The 17,910-nt window shown below is 73.7% G+C and carries 17 protein-coding genes; 4 read left to right on the top strand and 13 right to left on the bottom strand.

All coding sequences use genetic code 11. From position 1 onward, the window contains the following. Positions 1 to 63: 63 nt before the first annotated feature. The 5 genes from ACIRSU_RS18640 to ACIRSU_RS18660 all read right to left on the bottom strand — a co-directional run bounded on the left by ACIRSU_RS18640 (position 64) and on the right by ACIRSU_RS18660 (position 4,646). Positions 64 to 555: a GNAT family N-acetyltransferase gene (locus ACIRSU_RS18640; protein ID WP_403793350.1), complete on the bottom strand. Its 492-nt coding sequence runs from the start codon at positions 553 to 555 to the stop codon at positions 64 to 66. Positions 556 to 598: 43 nt separating this feature from the next. Then, positions 599 to 910 carry an antibiotic biosynthesis monooxygenase family protein gene (locus tag ACIRSU_RS18645; RefSeq protein WP_403793352.1) on the bottom strand — a complete coding sequence of 104 codons (312 nt, stop codon included), beginning with the start codon at positions 908 to 910 and terminating at the stop codon, positions 599 to 601. A gap of 27 nt (positions 911 to 937) precedes the next feature. Beyond that, positions 938 to 1,612: an O-methyltransferase gene (locus ACIRSU_RS18650; RefSeq protein WP_403793353.1), complete on the bottom strand. Its 675-nt coding sequence runs from the start codon at positions 1,610 to 1,612 to the stop codon at positions 938 to 940. 408 nt (positions 1,613 to 2,020) lie between these two features. Continuing rightward, positions 2,021 to 3,184: a DUF2330 domain-containing protein gene (locus ACIRSU_RS18655; protein ID WP_403793355.1), complete on the bottom strand. Its 1,164-nt coding sequence runs from the start codon at positions 3,182 to 3,184 to the stop codon at positions 2,021 to 2,023. A 142-nt stretch (positions 3,185 to 3,326) separates the two neighbouring features. Next, entirely contained in the window at positions 3,327 to 4,646 is a 1,320-nt protein-coding gene (locus ACIRSU_RS18660; protein ID WP_403793357.1) for a cytochrome P450, read from the bottom strand. 240 nt (positions 4,647 to 4,886) lie between these two features. On the opposite strand from ACIRSU_RS18660, the gene ACIRSU_RS18665 reads away from it, so the two are divergent. Next, positions 4,887 to 6,056 carry a steroid 3-ketoacyl-CoA thiolase gene (locus ACIRSU_RS18665; protein ID WP_403793359.1) on the top strand — a complete coding sequence of 390 codons (1,170 nt, stop codon included), beginning with the start codon at positions 4,887 to 4,889 and terminating at the stop codon, positions 6,054 to 6,056. Here the strand turns inward: ACIRSU_RS18665 and ACIRSU_RS18670 are convergent. After that, positions 6,040 to 7,242, bottom strand: a complete 1,203-nt coding sequence (locus ACIRSU_RS18670) for an NAD(P)H-dependent flavin oxidoreductase (RefSeq protein ID WP_403793361.1) — start codon at positions 7,240 to 7,242, stop codon at positions 6,040 to 6,042. The genes ACIRSU_RS18665 and ACIRSU_RS18670 overlap by 17 nt on opposite strands. A 120-nt stretch (positions 7,243 to 7,362) precedes the next feature. On the opposite strand from ACIRSU_RS18670, the gene ACIRSU_RS18675 reads away from it, so the two are divergent. Next, positions 7,363 to 7,956 (top strand): TetR/AcrR family transcriptional regulator, encoded by a 594-nt coding sequence (locus ACIRSU_RS18675; RefSeq protein ID WP_403793363.1) that lies wholly within the window; start codon positions 7,363 to 7,365, stop codon positions 7,954 to 7,956. A 202-nt stretch (positions 7,957 to 8,158) separates the two neighbouring features. On the opposite strand, the gene ACIRSU_RS18680 is transcribed toward ACIRSU_RS18675, so the two are convergent. The 7 genes from ACIRSU_RS18680 to ACIRSU_RS18710 all read right to left on the bottom strand — a co-directional run bounded on the left by ACIRSU_RS18680 (position 8,159) and on the right by ACIRSU_RS18710 (position 15,945). Next, entirely contained in the window at positions 8,159 to 8,560 is a 402-nt protein-coding gene (locus ACIRSU_RS18680) for a transglycosylase SLT domain-containing protein (RefSeq protein WP_403793365.1), read from the bottom strand. A 313-nt stretch (positions 8,561 to 8,873) separates the two neighbouring features. Continuing rightward, a complete protein-coding gene (locus ACIRSU_RS18685; RefSeq protein ID WP_403793366.1) occupies positions 8,874 to 9,737 on the bottom strand; it encodes an ECF transporter S component in 864 nt (287 codons plus the stop codon). After that, on the bottom strand, positions 9,734 to 11,497 hold the full coding sequence (locus tag ACIRSU_RS18690; protein WP_403793368.1) for an ABC transporter ATP-binding protein: 1,764 nt from the start codon (positions 11,495 to 11,497) through the stop codon (positions 9,734 to 9,736). The genes ACIRSU_RS18685 and ACIRSU_RS18690 overlap by 4 nt, the downstream gene beginning before the upstream one ends. Continuing rightward, the gene (locus ACIRSU_RS18695; RefSeq protein ID WP_403793370.1) at positions 11,494 to 12,603 is read right to left on the bottom strand and encodes an energy-coupling factor transporter transmembrane protein EcfT; all 1,110 of its coding nucleotides are present in this window, start codon (positions 12,601 to 12,603) and stop codon (positions 11,494 to 11,496) included. The genes ACIRSU_RS18690 and ACIRSU_RS18695 overlap by 4 nt, the downstream gene beginning before the upstream one ends. Further along, entirely contained in the window at positions 12,600 to 13,208 is a 609-nt protein-coding gene (locus ACIRSU_RS18700) for an SCO2322 family protein (protein ID WP_403793639.1), read from the bottom strand. The genes ACIRSU_RS18695 and ACIRSU_RS18700 overlap by 4 nt, the downstream gene beginning before the upstream one ends. A 35-nt stretch (positions 13,209 to 13,243) precedes the next feature. Then, positions 13,244 to 14,506 carry a prenyltransferase/squalene oxidase repeat-containing protein gene (locus tag ACIRSU_RS18705; RefSeq protein WP_403793372.1) on the bottom strand — a complete coding sequence of 421 codons (1,263 nt, stop codon included), beginning with the start codon at positions 14,504 to 14,506 and terminating at the stop codon, positions 13,244 to 13,246. A gap of 380 nt (positions 14,507 to 14,886) precedes the next feature. Next, positions 14,887 to 15,945, bottom strand: a complete 1,059-nt coding sequence (locus ACIRSU_RS18710; protein WP_403793374.1) for an MBL fold metallo-hydrolase — start codon at positions 15,943 to 15,945, stop codon at positions 14,887 to 14,889. Positions 15,946 to 16,149: 204 nt separating this feature from the next. Here ACIRSU_RS18710 and ACIRSU_RS18715 point away from each other — a divergent pair, with 204 nt between their 5' ends. Next, the gene (locus ACIRSU_RS18715) at positions 16,150 to 17,622 is read left to right on the top strand and encodes an aldehyde dehydrogenase (RefSeq protein ID WP_403793376.1); all 1,473 of its coding nucleotides are present in this window, start codon (positions 16,150 to 16,152) and stop codon (positions 17,620 to 17,622) included. Then, the gene (locus ACIRSU_RS18720) at positions 17,622 to 17,855 is read left to right on the top strand and encodes a ferredoxin (RefSeq protein ID WP_403793377.1); all 234 of its coding nucleotides are present in this window, start codon (positions 17,622 to 17,624) and stop codon (positions 17,853 to 17,855) included. Before ACIRSU_RS18715 ends, ACIRSU_RS18720 begins: the two co-directional genes overlap by 1 nt. Positions 17,856 to 17,910: the final 55 nt, after the last annotated feature.

Below are 17,910 nucleotides of genomic sequence, written 5' to 3' on the forward strand. Positions count from 1 at the left end.
GCCACCGTCTAACACCGGTCAACCGCAGTCCAACACCGGTCAACCGCTGGTCAACCAGGCGGGTCAGAGCTCCTTGCCGTACCAGATCTCCATGTACGGGCCCGTGCAGTACGCCGGGATCTCCGCGTACCCGTTGCGCGTGTACAGCGCCCGCGCCTCCACCAGGTCCAGGCGCGTGTTCAGCACCATGCGCTTGGCGCCGAGCTCGCGCGCCGCGTCCTCCAGGTGCGCGAGGAGCGCGCCGGCGCCGCCGAGACCCCGGTACGCGTGGCGCAGGAAGACGCGGGTCAGCTCGGCGCGTTCGGCGTCGAGCATCAGCACCCCGCCGCAGCCGGCGGCCTCGGCGCCCTCCCCGTACCGGGCCACCAGGAACTGCCCGGTGGGCGGCGTGAGCAGCTCGACGCCGTCGTTCGTCAGGCCCTCGTCTATCTCCGCCTCAGTGGCGGGCCGCTTCCAGTAGCGGCCGGCGACATCGCCGTAGTAGTCGCGGCGCAGGGCGGTGGCGTCCGGGGTGTCGACGCGCTCAGGCGAGAAGATCCAGGTCATGCGCGCCATTCTCGGCGCGCATGACCGCGGGGCGCCCCTGAATTACCCCGGACTACTTCGGGGACGCCTGCTGCACAACCTCGAACGACCACAGCGTGGACCCGGTCGAGGCGGGCTTCGGCCGGTCCGCACCGCCCTGGTGAGCCTCCTTCATGGAACCGCTCATCCAGTTCTGGAAGTCCTCCTCGCTGCGCCACCGCGTGTACACGAGGTACTGGTCCGTGCCCTCCAGCGGCCGAAGCAGCTCGAACCACTCGAAGCCGTCCGACCCCTCGACGGCACCGGCACGGGAGGCGAAGCGCTGCTCCAGGACCTCGCGCTGCTCGGCCGGGACGGTCAGGACGTTGATCTTTACGATGCTCATGGAGGCAGCATAGGCCGGGGGTGGCGGCTAGCCGACGACCCGGGCGACGAGCATGCCGTCGTAGCCCTTCGTGCCCACCGTCTGGAACGCCGTCGCGTCCAACCTCGGCTCGCGCGCCACCATTTCGAACATCTCCCGGGTCGCGGTGATCACCTCGTCGTCGGGGTCCGGATCGGCGACCTTGCCGTTCCGGACCACGTTGTCGACGACGACGAGGCTGCCCGGGCGGGAGAGCTTCAGGGCCCAGGTGACGTAGTGCGGGTTGTTGACCTTGTCGGCGTCGATGAAGAAGAAGTCGAAGGGGCCCGCGCCCTCCTGCTCCAGGAGCGGCAGGGTGTCCAGGGCCGCGCCCGTGCGCACCTCGACGGTCTTGCCGAGGCCGGCGCGGGCGAGGTTGGCGCGGGCCACGTCGGCGTGGACGGGGGAGTACTCGAGGGTGACGAGCCGGCCGTCGGCGGGCAGGGCGCGGGCCAGCCAGATGGTGCTGTAGCCGCCGAGGGTGCCGATCTCCAGGACGTTCCGCGCGCCCTGCGCGGCGACGAGGAGGTGGAGCAGCTTGCCCTGGTTGGGGGCGACGGCGATCTCAGGGAGTCCGGCGGCGGTGGAGTCGGCGAGGGCGGCGGTCAGGGCCTCGTCGGCGGGGGCGAGCAGGTCGGTGAGGTAGTGGTCGACAGCGGTCCAACGCGCGTGGTCGTTGCTCATGCGGCCGAACGTACACCGGGCCCGGCCCCGGGCCAGGGCCGCGGAGCCCGAGTCGGCATGCGCGCCGTCGCGTAGGGCCCCTGCGGGAGGGCGTGCACCGGCCTCGGATCGCGCCGCCCCGAGCCCGTACACACGCCGTCCGTAGGGCCCCTGCGGTAGGGCGTGCACGGCGTGCACCGGCCTCGGACCGCGCCGCCCGAAGCCCGTACACACGCCGCCGCGTAGGGCCCCTGCGGCCGGGCGTGCACCCGGCCCGGGCCGCAGCGCCCGAGCCCGTACAGGCCTCCGCTGCCCGAGCCCGTACGCCCCGCCGCCGCGCGGAACTCGGCCTGCCGGACCCGCCCCCGGCCTCGCGCCGCCGAGCCCGACCCCGTACAGACGCCCCGGCGTCTCGCGTCCGCGCCGCCGTCAGGCGCTCAGCCGGCCGAGCGCACGCTTGGCCCCGGTCCCGGCCCGCGTCGCGCCGCCCCGTACGCGTGCCGTCGCCAAGCCCGCCGACGCGAGCACCAGCAGGGCGCCGCCCGCGGTGAGCAGCCAGACCGGGATGCCGCCGGCGACCGTCCACAGGCGGTCGTGCCAGACGATCACGCGGTACGGGGTGTCGGCGGCGGTCCGGACGAGTTCGTGGTCGCCGTCGATGCGGGCGGGCTCGGGGAAGTACTGGTCGACGGCGGTGAGGAACACCGGGCCGGGGCCGGCCAGGCGGGCGAGTTCGCCCTCCCGCTTCGGCGTGACGGAGCCCGCGAAGAGGACCTCGGGCCGGGCGCCGCCGATGGCGCCGCGCGGCTCCATGCGGTGGCCGGCGACCACGTACAGGCCCAGCGACTGCGGGGTCTTCGCGAGCCGGGAGAGCCGCATCGGGTAGACGGGCCGGTCGTTGGGGAAGCGGATCCGGATCGGGTCGAGGGCGCCGTACAGCTTCTCGCCGGCCTTCTCGGGGGCGAGGCGCACGGCCACGTACTCCCACTTCCGCTCCACGTACGGCCGGAGTTCGCCGGAGAGCCGGTCGGAGAGCTCGAAGCCGTTGCGGTGCAGCCAGTCGCCGAGCGCGGTCGGGTCGGTGGCGGTGAGCCGGGCGACGTCGAAGGGGCCGAGCCGCTCGCGGCCGACGACGCCGACGCCCGGGCCGCGCGCGCCGGGCGGGGCGGCGCCGGCCATGCCGTCGCCGCCGGAGAAGGGCCAGTCGGAGCCGCGCGGCCAGAAGTAGTCGCGGTCGCGGTGCTCGGGCGCGGTGAGCCCTTCGAGTTCGCCGAAGAGGTCCGGGTCGCCGAGGCTGACGTCGGCGCGGTGCGGTACGGGCATGATCCAGGCGGCCTGTTCGGCGTCGCCGTGCACGGTGAAGCGCATGACGATCTGTTCCACCCGCGCCCGCTCGTCCCAGCGCACGACCGAGGTCTCCCGGTCGACGCCGAGCTGCGCCATCCGGTTGGTGACCATGGCGCCGCAGCCGCAGGCGTACGCCGGCGCGACGAGCGAGCCGAGCTGGAGCGCGAGCAGCGCGACGAGCACGGCCAGGATGCGTGCCGTAAGAGTTCTCGTCGCCAGGATTCGTCGTGTGGTTGTCCCCCGCATGCCTGCTCGGACGCGCGAACGGACCTGCCGGTTCCGTTCGCCCGCTCCGTTCGCCCGCTCCGTTCGCCCGCTCCGTTCGCGCGCCCGCTCCGCCCGCCCGCTCCCTCCGCTCCGCCCGCCCGCTCCGTCCGCCCGGGACCGCCTACCCCACCCTGACCTTGAGCTCCTTGATCCCGTTGAGCCAGGCCGCCCGCAGCCGGCGCGGATCGCCCGCCAGGGTCAGGTCGGGCAGCTCGTCGGCGAGCGCCTCGAAGATCAGCTCGATCTCCTTGACGGCGAGGGACTTGCCGAGGCAGAAGTGCGGTCCGCCGCCGCCGAAGCCGAGGTGCGGGTTCGGGTCCCGGGTGATGTCGAAGCTCTCGGGGTTCTCGAAGACCTCGGGGTCGTTGTTGGCGGAGGAGTAGAAGAGGCCGACGCGGTCGCCGCGGCGGATCTTCTGGCCGCCGATTTCGGTGTCCTGGGTGGCGGTGCGCTGGAAGGAGACGACCGGGGTGGCCCAGCGCACGATCTCCTCGGCGGCGGTGGCCGGCCGCTCCCGCTTGTAGAGCTCCCACTGCTCGGGGTGGGTGAGGAAGGCGTGCATGCCGTGGCTGATGGCGTTGCGGGTGGTCTCGTTGCCGGCGACGGCGAGCAGCAGCACGAAGAAGCCGAACTCGTCGGAGGAGAGGTTGCCCTGGCCCTCGGCGGCGACGAGCTGCGACACGATGTCCTTGGCCGGGCACTCCTTGCGGGCGGCGGCGAGGTTCATGGAGTAGCCGATGAGCTCCATGGCCGCCTCGGCGCCGATCTCCTCGGTGATGGCGTACTCGGGGTCGTCGTACGCGACCATCTTGTTCGACCAGTCGAAGATCCGGGCCCGGTCCTCCTGCGGTACGCCGATGAGTTCGGCGATCGCCTGGAGCGGCAGCTCGACGGCGACGCGGGTGACGAAGTCGAAGGTGCCGTCCGCGTAGCCGGCCGTCGCCTTCGCCTCGGCGACGATGGCCCGGGCGCGGTCGCGCAGCGCGGTCTCCAGGCTGCGGATGGCGCGCGGGGTGAAGCCGCGCTGGACGATCTGGCGGACCCGGGTGTGCTCGGGCGGGTCCATGTTGAGCATGATCAGCTTCTGGACCTCGATCTGGTCCCGGGTGATGTGCTCGTTGAAGCGGATGACGGCGGTGTTCTCGTTCGAGGAGAACAACTCGGGGTGCGTGGAGACGTACTTGACGTCGGCGTGGCGGGTCACGGCCCAGTAGCCCTCGTCGGCGAAGCCGGTGACGCCCGGGGGCTGGGCGCACCACCAGACGGGGGCGGTCTGCCGCAGCCGCGCGAACTCCGGGTGGGGGACGCGGGCTTGGAGCAGATCGGGGTCGGTGGCGTCGAACCCTTCGGAGATCCCTTCGGAGATCGCTCCGGAGATCCCTTCGGGGATCCCTCCGGAGACCCCTTCGGAGGCCCCTGAGTCGAGGTGGGGGCAGCTCATCGGCAACACACTCCATATCTGATGGACCATCAGAAGTTGCCGGGAAAGGTAGTAACGAGTTCTACAAGTAGCAAGGCGCACGGCGGGAACTGTTGCGTCCCGGACCCTTGCGTACCGGCGGTAGCAGTCATAAGACTGCTACCGGAACTAGAACACGTACTAGTTCGGCACCAGTTCCACGTGACCCGTCGACCGGTGAGGGTGCCGGGACACCCGCCCGGGCGAGGAGAGGACGAGCTCATGGCCGCGGAACCCGTCATCGTCGAAGCCGTACGCACCCCCATCGGCAAGCGCGGAGGCGCGCTCGCCAACCTCCACCCCGCCTATCTCCTCGGCGAGACCTACCGTGAACTCCTCGGCCGCACCGGCATCCACGCCGACTGCGTCGAGCAGATCGTCGGCGGCACGGTCACCCACGCCGGCGAGCAGTCCATGAACCCCGCCCGCACCGCCTGGCTCGCCATGGGCCTGCCGTACGAGACCGCCGCCACCACCGTCGACTGCCAGTGCGGCTCCTCGCAGCAGGCCAGCCACATGGTGGCCAACATGGTCGCCGCCGGCGTCATCGACATCGGCATCTCGTGCGGCGTCGAGGCCATGTCGCGGGTCCCGCTCGGCTCCGGCTCCAAGCACGGGCCCGGCAAGCCCTTCCCGGACGAGTGGAACGTCGACCTGCCCAACCAGTTCGAGGCCGCCGAGCGCATCGCCCGCCGCCGCGGTCTCACCCGCGAGCGCGTCGACTCGCTCGGCCTGCTCTCCCAGGAACGCGCCGCCGTCGCCTGGTCCGAGGAACGCTTCAAGCGCGAGACCTTCGCCGTCCAGGTCCCGACCACCGAGGAGGAGCAGCACGCCGGGCAGGGCATGTGGCGGCTCGTCGACCGTGACGAGGGGCTGCGCGACACCACCATGGAGGGGCTCGCCCGGCTCAAGCCGGTCATGCCCACCGCCGTCCACACCGCCGGCAACGCCTCCCAGATCTCCGACGGCGCCGCCGCGATCATGTGGGCCTCCAAGCGCATGGCCCGCGCCCTGAAGCTGCGGCCGCGCGCCCGGATCGTCGCCCAGGCCCTGGTCGGCGCCGACCCGCACTACCACCTCGACGGACCCGTGGACGCGACCCGGGCGGTGCTCGGCAAGGCCGGGATGTCACTCAAGGACATCGACCTCGTCGAGATCAACGAGGCCTTCGCGTCGGTGGTGCTGAGCTGGGCGCAGGTCTTCGACCAGGACCTGGAGAAGGTGAACGTCAACGGCGGCGCCATCGCCCTCGGTCACCCCGTCGGCGCCACCGGGGCCCGTCTGATCACCACGGCCCTGCACGAACTGGAGCGCACGGACAAGGAGTTCGCGCTGATCACGATGTGCGCGGGCGGGGCGCTGGCGACCGGCACGATCATCCAGCGGTTGTAGCTGGACCGGTTGCAGCCGGATCAGTTGTAGCTGGATCCGGAACGGCGGGGCTCCCCGTCCACTTGTCCGCGTCGGCGTCGGCGTCGGCGGCGACGGCGGCGGCGACGGCGGCGTCGGCATCGGCTGCGAGCGCCGCCAGGTACTCGGCCGCCGGTACGCCCGGCCGGCTGAGTCCGGCGGCCTGGCCGGCCCACAGATTGACGTATTCCGGGCGGTCCTGCGCGGCCGCGGCCCGCCGGATCGGCTGCATCAGGGCGTTCTGCAGCGGATACGGCGGTACGTGTTCCTCGTGGGCGGTCATGTCCCGGACGAAGCGGTTCGGGATGCCGCGCGCCGTGCGGCCCGAGAAGACCCGGGTCAGCACCGTCGTACGGGCCTCCGGCGTGCCGAGGGCCCGGCGGTGGACCGGGCTCGCGCCGGACTCGCGGGTGGCGAGGAAACCGGTGCCGATCTGTACGGCGTCGGCGCCGAGCGCGAGGGCGGCGGCCACGCCCCGCCCGTCGGCGATGCCGCCCGCGGCGACGACCGGCACCGCGACCGCGTCCGCCACCTGCGGGACGAGTGAGAACGTACCGACCAGGGACTCCCGTACGGGCCGGAGGAAGGCGCCGCGGTGCCCGCCCGCGTCGCTGCCCGAGGCGACCACCACGTCCACGCCGGCCGCTTCGAGGGCGACGGCCTCCGCGACCGTGGTCGCCGTGCCGATCAGGACGATGCCCTGGCGCCGGGCCGCCGTGACCAAGCGGGCCGGGGGCAGCCCCATGACCAGGCTGACGACGGGCGGGGCGGCGGCGATCAGCGCGTCGAGCTGGGCGTCGAAATCGGGGTGCGCGGCCAGGACGGAGGCGAGCCCGGCGGTGCTGGGGGCGGTCACGCCGAGCTCGTCGTAGTAAGGGCGGATCCGGTCCAGGTGCCGGCCGAGGGCGGCGGGGTCGGTGTCCGGGCCGGGCTCGCCCTCCTGCGGCACCCACAGGTTGACGGCGAAGGGCCGGTCCGTCGCCGCCTTCAGCCGGGCCACCAGGGCGGTGATCCCGTCCGGGGCGAGGACATGGGCCCCGTACGAGCCGAGGCCGCCGCCCTCCGAGACGGCGACGGTCAGTTCGACTGAGGACAGGCCCCCGCCGAACGGTCCTTGGACGATGGGGAGTTCGAGGGAGAGGAGCTCTCCCAGACGGCCCGGCCGCATACAGCCTCCTCGGTCCCGGCGGGCGCGGTGCCCGCCTGTGTGGAGGACAGTAGGAGGGTATAGACGACCGGTCAACTAAAAGCCGGGACGGCGCGTCCCGTCACGCCTATAGTCACCGTCATGGGACGCACCAGCACGGCACGTGAACGACTCCTCGACGCCACCGGCGAGCTCATGCGCGGCCGCGGTTACGCGAGCCTCGGCGTCGCCGAGATCTGTGCCAGGGCGGACGTGAAGAAGGGCAGCTTCTACTACTTCTTCGCCTCCAAGCAGGCCCTGACCGTCGAGGTCGCGAGCGCCTACTGGGCCGCCGAGCGCGCCTGCTGGACCGCTGCCCTGACCGCGCCGGGCCCCGCCCTCGACCGGCTGCGGGCCCTGCTCACCGGCCCGGCGGAGACCCAGCGGCGGCTCAAGGAGACCGGGGGCACGGTCGACGGCTGCCTGCTCGGCAACCTCGCCCTGGAGCTGAGCACCCAGGAGCCGGACGTCCGGGCCCGGCTCGACGAGATCTTCGACGAGCAGATCGAGCTGATCGCCGGTGTGCTCGGGGAGGCGGCGGCCGAGGGGGCGATCCCGGCGGACCGGGCGGGCGCGGAGGTGGCCCGGGCGGTGGTGGCCCAGCTGGAAGGGCTCGTGCTGCTGGCCAAGCTGAAGAACGACCCGGCTGTCCTGGACGGGCTGTGGCCGCAGGTCCGGATGCTGCTGGGCGTCTGACCGACGGAGGGACGGATCGGCGGAGGGACGGATCGACGGACCGGACGGATCGACGGACCGGACGCATCGACGGATGGACGGACCGGACGCATCGACGGATGGACGGACCGGCGGATGGACGGCATGAGAAAACGCCGCAGGCCCCGGTTCCTCCGCTGGGGAGGACGGGGCCTTGCGACGTCTGGGTGCTACCGGGTCCGGCTTAGTACCAGCCGTGGGTCTGCCAGAAGGCCCAGGCGGCGTTCGGGGAGCCGTAGCGCTCGTTCATGTAGTTGAGACCCCACTTGATCTGGGTGGCGGGGTTCGTCTTCCAGTCGGCACCGGCCGAGGCCATCTTGGAGCCCGGCAGGGCCTGGACCAGGCCGTAGGCGCCGGAGGACGAGTTGGTGGCGGTGTGGTTCCAGCCGGACTCGTGCTCGACGATCTTGCTGAACGACGCGAACTGCGCCGGCGGGACGATCTGGCGGGCGATCTCCTGCTCCGTGGCGGCCGAGGCCGTACCCGTCGTGCCGAGCACCGCGCCGGACGCGCCGATGAGGACGGCGGCGGAAACGGCGAAGGTCTTCTTGCGGGAGTTGACACGAGTGGCGATCGAGCGGAACAAAACGTCTTACCTAACGTCGGGGGCAAAGGTCGCGCCGGGCGCTTTCGGCATGCCGGAACCAGGGCCCGGGAGTCCCGGGAACTGGGGGGAACCGGCCTGCCGTGATGCTCTCGAACGAGAAGTCCCGAGCACCGGCTGCCTGGCGACGTCCACCAGAGAAGCAGCCCGGCGAGGCCGTGGCAACGACCCCCAGTACGAGGCCGGTTCGGAGGACGGGGGTGCGGTACCGGGCCCGTGTGATATGTCCGGCCCATGACATCACCGCAGCTCATGGCGGTGTATGGGTGGATTTGGGTGGTCTCGCCCGGGTCTACTATTCCGGTTCGGACGTGACGTGGGTCCTATGAGGGGCCTCACCCTGGAGGGCCCTCCCGGGGGCCTCGAATGTGACCTGGGCCTCGAAGTTCGCCCGCCGCGTGGCCCGGCGCAGCGCCCTCAGGAGCGCGCCGCCGGCGGTGAGGGTCAGCACGACGGTGAGCAGCGCCCGGCCCAGGTCCCAGCCGAGCGAGGTGGCGGCCACGTACGCCGCAAACCGCACCAGGTTCTCCCGCACCGGATCCCCCGGCTGGAAGGAGATGCCCTGGCCCATGCCGCCGACCGTCACCCAGCCGTAGAGGTTGGTGACCGTGCCGTACGCGAACGCCGCCACGAAGCCGTACGCCGCCAGCACCAGCCGCTCGCCGCGCCCCCTCAGCCGGTCGGAGCCCGGCAGCAGACCCGCGCCCATCGCGAACCAGCCCATCGCCAGCATCTGCGTCGGCAGCCACGGCCCCACCCCGCCCGTGAGCAGCGCCGACGCGAACATCGTCACCGCGCCGAGCACGAAGCCGAAGCCCGGCCCGAGGACCCGGCCGCTCAGCACCATCAGGAAGAACATCGGCTCCAGGCCCGCCGTCCCCGCCCCGATCGGCCGCAGCGCCGCCCCCACGGCGGCCAGCACGCCCAGCATCGCCACCGCCTTCGCGTCCATCCCGCAGTCGGCGATCGTCGCCACGACGACGGCGATGAGCAGCGGCAGCATCAGCGCGAAGAACCACGGCGCGTCGGCGGCGTGGTCCGTCAGCGTGGACCCCGCGTCGGCGAAGAGGGGCCAGCCGACGGCGATCAGCCCGACGACGGAGACCAGGACGAGGGCGGCGATCGAACGGGGCCCCAGCCGGACGGGACGCGAGCTCATGCGCGCAGCGCCTCCTCCACCTGCTCCACCGTGAGCCACGGCTCCGGCGCCAGGATCTTCGCCACCTGCGGCGAGAACGCCGGCGAGGACACGACCACCTCGGCTGTCGGCCCGTCCGCCACCACCTCACCGCCCGCGACGACCACGACACGGTCCGCGAGATCCGCGGCGAGCTCCACGTCGTGCGTGGCGAGCACGATGGCGTGGCCGTCCGCCGCGAGGGCACGCAGACGCGTGACGAGACGCGCCTTCGCCGCGTAGTCCAGACCACGGGTCGGCTCGTCGAGCAGGAGCAGCGGCGGGCGTGCGGTCAGTACGACGGCGAGCGCGAGGGCGAGTCGCTGCCCCTCGGACAGGTCCCGCGGATGCGTTCCGTCCGCGACGCCCGGCAGCAGCTCGGACACCAGGGCCCGGCAGCTCCCGGGCGCGGCGCCCGCGTCCTGGTCGGCCGCGGCGCACTCGGCGGCGACGGTGTCCGCGTAGAGGAGGTCGCGCGGCTCCTGCGGCACGAGCCCCACGTGCCTGATCAGCGCCCGCGGGTCCGTGGCATGCGGGGTGAGCCCGGCGACCCGCACGGTCCCGCCCGTCGGCGCGATCATCCCGACGAGGGTCCCGAGCAGCGTCGACTTCCCGGCGCCGTTGCGGCCCATGAGGGCGACGGTCTCGCCGGCGCGGACCTGGAGGTCGACGCGGCGGAGGGCCTCGACGCGGCCGCGGCGGACGGCGAGCCGGGTGACGGAGAGGAGGGGGGTGGTGGGGTCGGGGAACGGGGCTGGGCTGGTGCGGCGCCGTGTGAACAAGGGGAAGCCGCCACCCCGCCCCTTCCCGGCTGTGACCTGTGCGGCTCCGCCACGTGAGGGGGCTCCGCCCCCGGACCCCCGCGCCTCAAGCGCCGGCAGGGCTGGATTCCGGCGGGCGGGCTGAGAGTCCAGCCCCGCCGCAGGCGCCGGCTCCCGCCCCGCCAGCCGCTCCCTCAGCGCCCCCGCGCGCCGCCTCGCGTCGCGCACCGTCAGCGGCAGCGGGTCCCAGCCCGCCGCCCGGCCCAGGGCCACCACCGGCGGACGCACCGGCGACACCGCCATGATCTCGGCCGGCGGGCCCAGCACGGCCTCCGGGAGGAGCAGAACCTGGTCCGCGTACTGGACCACTCGCTCCAGGCGGTGCTCCGCCATCAGCACCGTCGTGCCCAGGTCGTGCACGAGACGCTGCAGCACGGCCAGCACGTCCTCCGCCGCCGACGGGTCGAGCGCCGAGGTCGGCTCGTCGAGGACCAGCACCTTCGGGTGCGGGGTGAGGACGGAACCGATCGCGACCCGCTGCTGCTGTCCGCCGGAGAGGGTGGCGATCGGCCGGTCGCGGAGCTCGGCAAGCCCCAGCAGATCGAGCGTCTCCTCCACGCGCCGCCGCATCACCGCGGGCGGGAGCCCGAGCGACTCCATGCCGTACGCGAGCTCGTCCTCGACGGTGTCCGTGACGAAGTGGGCGAGCGGGTCCTGCCCGACCGTGCCCACGACGTCGGCCAGCTCGCGCGGCGGATGCGTCCGGGTGTCCCGGCCGTCGACCGTGACGCGGCCCCGCAGGGTGCCGCCAGTGAAGTGGGGGACGAGACCGGAGACGGCGCCGAGCAGGGTGGACTTGCCGACGCCGGACGGGCCGACGAGGAGGACCAGCTCGCCCTCGGGCACCACGAGGTCCACGTCCCTCAGCGTGGGCGCGGCCTCGCCGTCGTACGTCACCGAGACGTCCTCGAAACGGATCACCGGTTCGCCTCCTTCGGATCCTTCGGCACCGGGGCCACGAACGCGGGCAGCAGACCGAGCAGTACGGACACCGCCGGCCACAGCGGCAGCTGGGGGGCTTCCAGGGGTACGACCCCGGGATGCAGGGCCTCCGGCGCCACCGACCCCGCCCGGATCATCGCCACCGCCACGGCGACGCCCGACCCGGCGACGAGCCAGGCCCGCGCGCCCCACCGGTCCGGGCGGTAGCGGGTACGGGCGGCGCGGCGGCCGCCGAGTCGCAGGCCCGCGAAGGCGGCGAGGAGGCCGGCGGCGAGGAGCGGCAGCCCGTAGCCCGCGCCTTCGGCGGCGAGCAGCCCGTACGAACCGGCGCACACGCCGAGCAGCCCGCCGATGGTGAGGATGTTGGTGGTGCGCCGGACGGCGGGCGGGACCTGGGCCGTACGGCCGTAGCCGCGCGCGTCCATGGAGGCGGCGACGGCCACCGACCGTTCCAGGGCGCCTTCGAGCACGGGCAGCCCGATCTGGAGGAGCGCCCGGACACCGCCCGTGGGGCGGCCGCGCAGCCGGCGCGCGGTGCGCAGGCGCAGCACGTCGGCGACGAGGTTCGGGGCGAACGTCATGGCGACCACGACGGCGACGCCGGCCTCGTACAGCGCGCCCGGCAGCGACTTGAGCAGCCGCGCCGGGTTGGCGAGAGCGTTCGCCGCGCCCACGCAGATGAGCAGGGCGGCCAGCTTCAGGCCGTCGTACAGGGCGAAGACGACCTGCTCGGCGGTGACCCGGCCGCCGATCCGCACGCCCTGCGCCCAGTCGGGCAGCGGCAGTTCGGGCAGCGTGAAGAGAAGCCGCGAGCCCGGGATCGGCGAGCCGAGGACGAGCGAGAACGCGACGCGCAGGGCGACGACGAACAGGCCGAGCTTGACGAAGGCGCCGTACGAGCGGGCCCAGGGCGCGTCCGTACGGCGGGCCGCCACGACATAACCGGCGACGCCGACGACCAGGCCGAGCAGGAGCGGGTTGGTGGTGCGGGAGGCGGCCACGGCGAGGCCGAGCGCCCAGAGCCACCAGGCGCCGGGGTGCAGGGCGTTGGAACGGTTCGCCTCGGGGGCGCGCAGCGGCGTCATCCGCGACGGCGGCGGGCCTGCCAGACACCGGCGGCGCCGAGCAGGAGCACGGCCGCCCCGCCCGCGACGAGCCCGAGCGACGGACCACCGGAGCCCTTCGTGGCGGCGGGCTTCGGGGACGCCTCCGTGGACTCCGCCGACACCTGCTCGCCGCACCCCTTCGCCGGATAGCCCGCGATCCCGCACAGCAGCGCGTTCGTGTCGTACCGCAGCGGCTTCGCGACCTCCGCCAGCGCCTCCGCCGCCGTGGCGTCCTCGCGGACCCGCGGGCAGCCGGTCCGCAGGCCGGGCTCGGGCGGGGTCTCGCCGGCCGCGGCGTCCTCGGGGCGGCCGAAGTCGATGACGACGGCGACCCGCTTGGTGCCCGCCTGCTCCGGCACGCCCGCGCACAGTCGCGCGAAGTCGGGCCGGGCGGAGGGGCGCGCGGCGTCGTTCGAGTCCTGGCTGACGGCGAAGCGGAAGCCGACGACGTCGCCGTCGGCGGGCCGGGCGCTCGCGGGGCCCAGGGTGGCGTAGGCCCACGTACCGCCCTTGCCGCCGCCGTCCCAGAAGGACCAGTAGCGGTAGCCGACGGCCTGGGCGGGCGCGGCCGCCGCGACGGACATCAGCAGGGCGGCCGCGCCCACCGCGAGCTGCGGCCTCACTTCTTGCGGCCGCTCAGGAGGAAGCCGATGCCGACGCCGACGACCATGCCGATGCCGATGATCCACCACACGTCGAAACCGCCCTCGTCCTCGTCCGCGCCGGCCGACGCCTCCGAGTTGTCGGGGGCCTTCGGGGCCGGGCCGGTGGCGTTGAGCTGCTCCAGCAGGTCGACGGTGCCGAAGCTGCGCGGGTCGGTGTCCATGGCGTGCGCGGCGAAGACCAGCTGGGCGTACGCGGCGGGGCCGCCGGTCTTCGCCCAGGGCGCGGAGTTCTTCTCCAGCCAGGCGAGGGCGCCGGTGGCCTCCTTCTTCGCCCCGGCGGCGGCGAGCGCGACGACGGCGTCGGCGGTGTTGCCGTAGTCGGGCAGCTCGGCGCTCTCGGCGGCGCCGGGCAGCGGCGGGGTGGAGAGGTGGGGCGCCTTGGCGAGCTGGGCGGCGAGCCAGGCGGCGCCGTTGCGGGCGGCCTGGTCGGGCGCCGGCTTGGCCGCGTCCGTGCAGACCGGCCGCTGCTCGGGGTCGGCGCCGCGCGCGGTGATGCCCTTGCCGAGGCCGGCGAGGGTGGCGGCGGCGGTCGCGTCGGCGTTGGCGAGGAGCTTGCCGGTCTTGTCGGGCTGGTACGCGAAGGCTCCCGCGCCGCTGTCCTTCGCGGCCGCGCCCGCGCAGGGCAGGGCGAAGGTGAGGAGGGCGTCGTACGGGTTCCTGCCGGCGGCGGACCGCACGTCGGCGGGCCGGACGCCGGCCGAGGCGAGGGAGCCGATGACGACGGAGGTGGAGTTGGCGTCGCTGGCGCCGCCGGGGTTGTAGCTCCAGCCGCCGTCCTTGTTCTGCACGCTCTTCAGCCAGGCGGCGCCGTCCTTCGCGGCCTGCGCGGTCTTCTCCGGGGCGCCGGACTGGCGGGCCACGGCGCCGAGGGCCTGGACGGCGACGGCGGTGGCGTTGGTGTCGAGCATCGTCTTCGCGTCGCACGGCTTGGCCGGCTCGGCGCGGTACGAGGCGAAGGCGCCGTTGGCGCACTGCTGGCCGAGCAGCCAGTTCACCGCCTGGTCGGCGGGCTGGATGCCGGAGGTGCGCTGGGCGAGGAAGGCGAGCGACTGGCGCCAGACGCCGTCGTAAGTGGGGTCGCCCGTGCCGTAAAGACCGGCGGGGATCTTCACGGGGACGGGGGAGGGGGCGGGCGCGGCGGCGGCCGTTCCGGCGGCGGTGGTGCTGAGCACGGCACCGGCCGCGAGTGCGGCGGCGGCGCGGCGAACGCTGATCATGGGTCCCTCTCCTGCGGGCACCGGACACCGGCACCCGGGGAGCCGGCCTCCGGCGCCGTATTCCTCGACGGTGCCGGCGCTCACGTCCCGTACCGGGCATTCCGACGCCACCGGTGACGGTGGCTCACGGCATGGGGCATCCCCGGCCCGCGCGGAGCGCCGGGCGAGGGGAGGGGACAGTGCCGGTTTCCCACCGGCTTCCCCAGTACGGGCATGACGACGGCCGCCCACTTTACCGGCCGGGCCCCAGGCGCCCCCCGGCGCCGTAGGTCACACCGCGCCCGTGACGCCGCGCCCGTCACTCCGCGCCCGTGACTCCGCGCCGTGACTCCGCTCCCGTGACTCCGCTCCCGTGACGCCGCGCCGTGACGCCGCGCCCGTCACACCGCCACGTACCGCACCGGCTCCGTCCCTGCCACCGCCTCCGCGCGGCCCAGCTTCACCAGGCGCCGCACATGGGCCTCGGCCTCGCTGACGGCGATGTTGCGGGAGCCGTGCGGGATGCGGTCCCAGGGGCGGTTCCACTCCATGCGCTCGGCGAGCTGCCAGGGGGTGAGCGGGGTGGCGAGGAGGGCGAGCAGGTCCGCGAGCCGGGCCTCGTGGTGGGTGAGGAGTTCGCGGACGCGGCCGGCGGCGTCGGGGAAGGCGTGCTGGTGGGCGGGGAGCACCTCGGCGACGCCGAGGCGGCCGATGCGTTCGAGGGAGTCGAGGTAGTCGCCGAGGGGGTCGGTGTCTGTCGCGTCGTCGGGGTCCTCGTAGAGACCGATGTGCGGGCTGATCCCGGGCAGCAGGTGGTCGCCGGAGAAGAGCCGGCCGTGGCCGGGCAGGCCGGCCGGGTGGGCCTCCTCCAGATGGAGGCAGACGTGGCCCGGGGTGTGGCCGGGGGTCCAGACGGCGCGCAGCCGGCGGCCGGCCAGGTCGAGGAGTTCGCCGGGCACGATCTCGCGGTCGGGCAGGGCGGAGCGCAGGCCGGGCAGCGTGCGCGTCCGGCCGTCGCGGCGGGCGGCGCGGGCGGCGAGCAGCGGGGCGGTGTGCTCCTCGGGGGCGCCGACGGCTTCGAGCTTGCGGGCGAGGTAGTCGAGCCAGGTGCCGGGCTCGGCCTCGCGGGTGCGGCGGACGACGGCGATGTCGGCGGCGTGCATGGCGATCCAGGCGCCGGATTCCTCCCGGACCCGGCCGGACAGGCCGTGGTGGTCGGGGTGGTGGTGGGTGACGACCACGCCGTGGACGTCCCGTACGCCGATGCCCAGGGCGCCGAGCCCACCCGTGAGCTCGGCCCATGACCGGGGGTCGTCCCAGCCGGTGTCGACGAGGACGGGCCCGCGGTCGGTGTCGACGACGTGGACGAGGGTGTGGCCGAGCGGGTTGTCCGGGATGGGGACCCGCAGGGACCAGACGCCGCCGCCGTGGTCCGTCACCGTCTCGGTCACCTGCGCCATGAGCGTCCTCATCTCTGCGTACCGGTACGGCCGTTGACCACTATAACGAGAACTGATGGATCGTCAGGCGAGCCTGGGTCCAGGAGGCCTTCCGGCCGTTTCGGCCGTGGTCGCCCGCGCCGTGGTCTGGCGCCCTGGAACTGGAACTGGTATCAGTTCTGACACACCGTCAGAAGAGGCGTGGGTTCCGGGAGGCAGTCGGCCATGACCGAGCTTGTGGAGCACGGAAAACTGTTCATCGGCGGCGAGTTGACCGATCCCCTCGGAGGCGGGGTCATCGAGGTGGTCTCCCCGCACACCGAGAAGGTCATCGGCCGGGTCCCGCACGCCTCCGAGGCCGACGTCGACCGGGCCGTCGCCGCCGCGCGCCGGGCCTTCGACGAGGGGCCCTGGCCGCGGACGACGCTGGAGGAGCGGATCGAGGTCGTCGGCCGGATCAAGGACGCGATCGCCGTACGGCACGAGGAGATAGCGCGCTCGATCAGCGCGCAGAACGGCTCCCCGTACTCCTGGTCCGTCCTCGCCCAGGCGCTCGGCGCGATGATGGTGTGGGACGCGGCGATCACGGTCGCGCGGCAGTACGCGTACGAGGAGCGGCGTCCCGGTGTCCTCGGGCCGCTGCTCGTGCGGCGCGAGCCGGTCGGGGTGGTCGCGGCGGTCGTGCCGTGGAACGTGCCGCAGTTCACCGCCGCCGCCAAGCTCGGACCCGCGCTGCTCGCGGGGTGCACGGTGATCCTCAAGCCGTCGCCGGAGTCACCGCTCGACTCGTACATCCTCGGCGAGATCGCGGCGGAGGCCGGGCTGCCGGAGGGGGTGCTCAGCATCCTTCCCGCGGACCGGGAGGTCAGCGAGTACCTGGTCGGGCACCCGGGCGTCGACAAGGTCTCCTTCACCGGCTCGGTCGCGGCCGGCAAACGCGTGATGGAGGTCGCCTCCCGCAACCTCACCCGGGTCACCCTCGAACTCGGCGGCAAGTCCGCGGCCGTCGTCCTGCCGGACGCCGACCTGGCCGCGGCCGTCGCCGGGATCGTCCCGGCCGCGTGGATGAACAACGGCCAGGCGTGCGTCGCCCAGACCCGGATCCTGGTCCCGCGCTCCCGCTACGAGGAGACCGCGGAGGCGTTCGCGGCGGCGGCCGGCGCGCTCGTGGTCGGCGACCCGCTCGACCCGGCCACCCAGGTCGGCCCGCTCGTCGCCCGCCGCCAGCAGCAGCGCTCCCTCGACTACATCGGCATCGGCCAGGCCGAGGGCGCCAAGGTGCTCACCGGCGGCGGCCGCCCGGCCGGCCTGGACCGCGGCTGGTACGTCGAGCCGACCCTCTTCGGCGGCGTCGACAACTCCATGCGGATCGCCCGCGAGGAGATCTTCGGCCCGGTCATCTGCCTCCTCCCGTACGGGGACGAGGCCGACGCGCTGCGCATCGCGAACGACTCCGACTACGGCCTCTCCGGCAGCGTCTGGACCGCCGACGTCGAACACGGCGTCGACTTCGCCCGCAAGGTCCGCACCGGCACCTTCAACGTCAACACCTTCAGCCTCGACATGCTCGGCCCCTTCGGCGGCTACAAGAACTCCGGCCTGGGCCGCGAGTTCGGCCCCGAGGGCCTCTCCGAGTACCTGGAACACAAGATGATCCACCTCCCGGCCGGCTACGAGGGCCCGGGGAGTGCTGCCTGATGGGCGACCGCTGGCACGTGGAGGTCGACCGCACCGTCTGCATCGGCTCCGGCATGTGCCTCAACCACGCCCCCGACGCCTTCCGCCTCGACAGCGCCCGCCAGTCCCACCCCCGTGACCCGGACCCCGACGCGAACGAGAAGGTCCTGGCGGCGGCGGAGGGCTGCCCGGTGGAAGCGATCACGATCACCCTGGCGGACGGCGGGGAGCAGATCTTCCCGCCCGAGGACTAGGGCCGGAGCAGGCCGGAGGACCGGTTTCCGTATGCAAAACTACTCCCTTGGTCAC

The organism is Streptomyces sp. NPDC101160, from assembly GCF_044768205.1.
In the GTDB taxonomy this organism is placed as follows: Bacteria; Actinomycetota; Actinomycetes; order Streptomycetales; family Streptomycetaceae; genus Streptomyces.

Excerpts from the sequence above, each read along its gene's own strand:
- ACIRSU_RS18645 (WP_403793352.1), bottom strand. The coding sequence starts at position 910 with ATGAGCATCGTAAAGATCAACGTCCTGACCGTCCCGGCCGAGCAGCGC.
- ACIRSU_RS18655 (WP_403793355.1), bottom strand. The coding sequence starts at position 3,184 with ATGCGGGGGACAACCACACGACGAATCCTGGCGACGAGAACTCTTACG.
- ACIRSU_RS18650 (WP_403793353.1), bottom strand. The coding sequence starts at position 1,612 with ATGAGCAACGACCACGCGCGTTGGACCGCTGTCGACCACTACCTCACC.
- ACIRSU_RS18685 (WP_403793366.1), bottom strand. The coding sequence starts at position 9,737 with ATGAGCTCGCGTCCCGTCCGGCTGGGGCCCCGTTCGATCGCCGCCCTC.
- ACIRSU_RS18675 (WP_403793363.1), top strand. The coding sequence starts at position 7,363 with ATGGGACGCACCAGCACGGCACGTGAACGACTCCTCGACGCCACCGGC.
- ACIRSU_RS18700 (WP_403793639.1), bottom strand. The coding sequence starts at position 13,208 with ATGTCCGTCGCGGCGGCCGCGCCCGCCCAGGCCGTCGGCTACCGCTAC.
- ACIRSU_RS18720 (WP_403793377.1), top strand. The coding sequence starts at position 17,622 with ATGGGCGACCGCTGGCACGTGGAGGTCGACCGCACCGTCTGCATCGGC.
- ACIRSU_RS18665 (WP_403793359.1), top strand. The coding sequence starts at position 4,887 with ATGGCCGCGGAACCCGTCATCGTCGAAGCCGTACGCACCCCCATCGGC.
- ACIRSU_RS18705 (WP_403793372.1), bottom strand. The coding sequence starts at position 14,506 with ATGATCAGCGTTCGCCGCGCCGCCGCCGCACTCGCGGCCGGTGCCGTG.
- ACIRSU_RS18670 (WP_403793361.1), bottom strand. The coding sequence starts at position 7,242 with ATGCGGCCGGGCCGTCTGGGAGAGCTCCTCTCCCTCGAACTCCCCATC.
- ACIRSU_RS18660 (WP_403793357.1), bottom strand. The coding sequence starts at position 4,646 with ATGAGCTGCCCCCACCTCGACTCAGGGGCCTCCGAAGGGGTCTCCGGA.
- ACIRSU_RS18710 (WP_403793374.1), bottom strand. The coding sequence starts at position 15,945 with ATGGCGCAGGTGACCGAGACGGTGACGGACCACGGCGGCGGCGTCTGG.
- ACIRSU_RS18695 (WP_403793370.1), bottom strand. The coding sequence starts at position 12,603 with ATGACGCCGCTGCGCGCCCCCGAGGCGAACCGTTCCAACGCCCTGCAC.
- ACIRSU_RS18715 (WP_403793376.1), top strand. The coding sequence starts at position 16,150 with ATGACCGAGCTTGTGGAGCACGGAAAACTGTTCATCGGCGGCGAGTTG.
- ACIRSU_RS18640 (WP_403793350.1), bottom strand. The coding sequence starts at position 555 with ATGGCGCGCATGACCTGGATCTTCTCGCCTGAGCGCGTCGACACCCCG.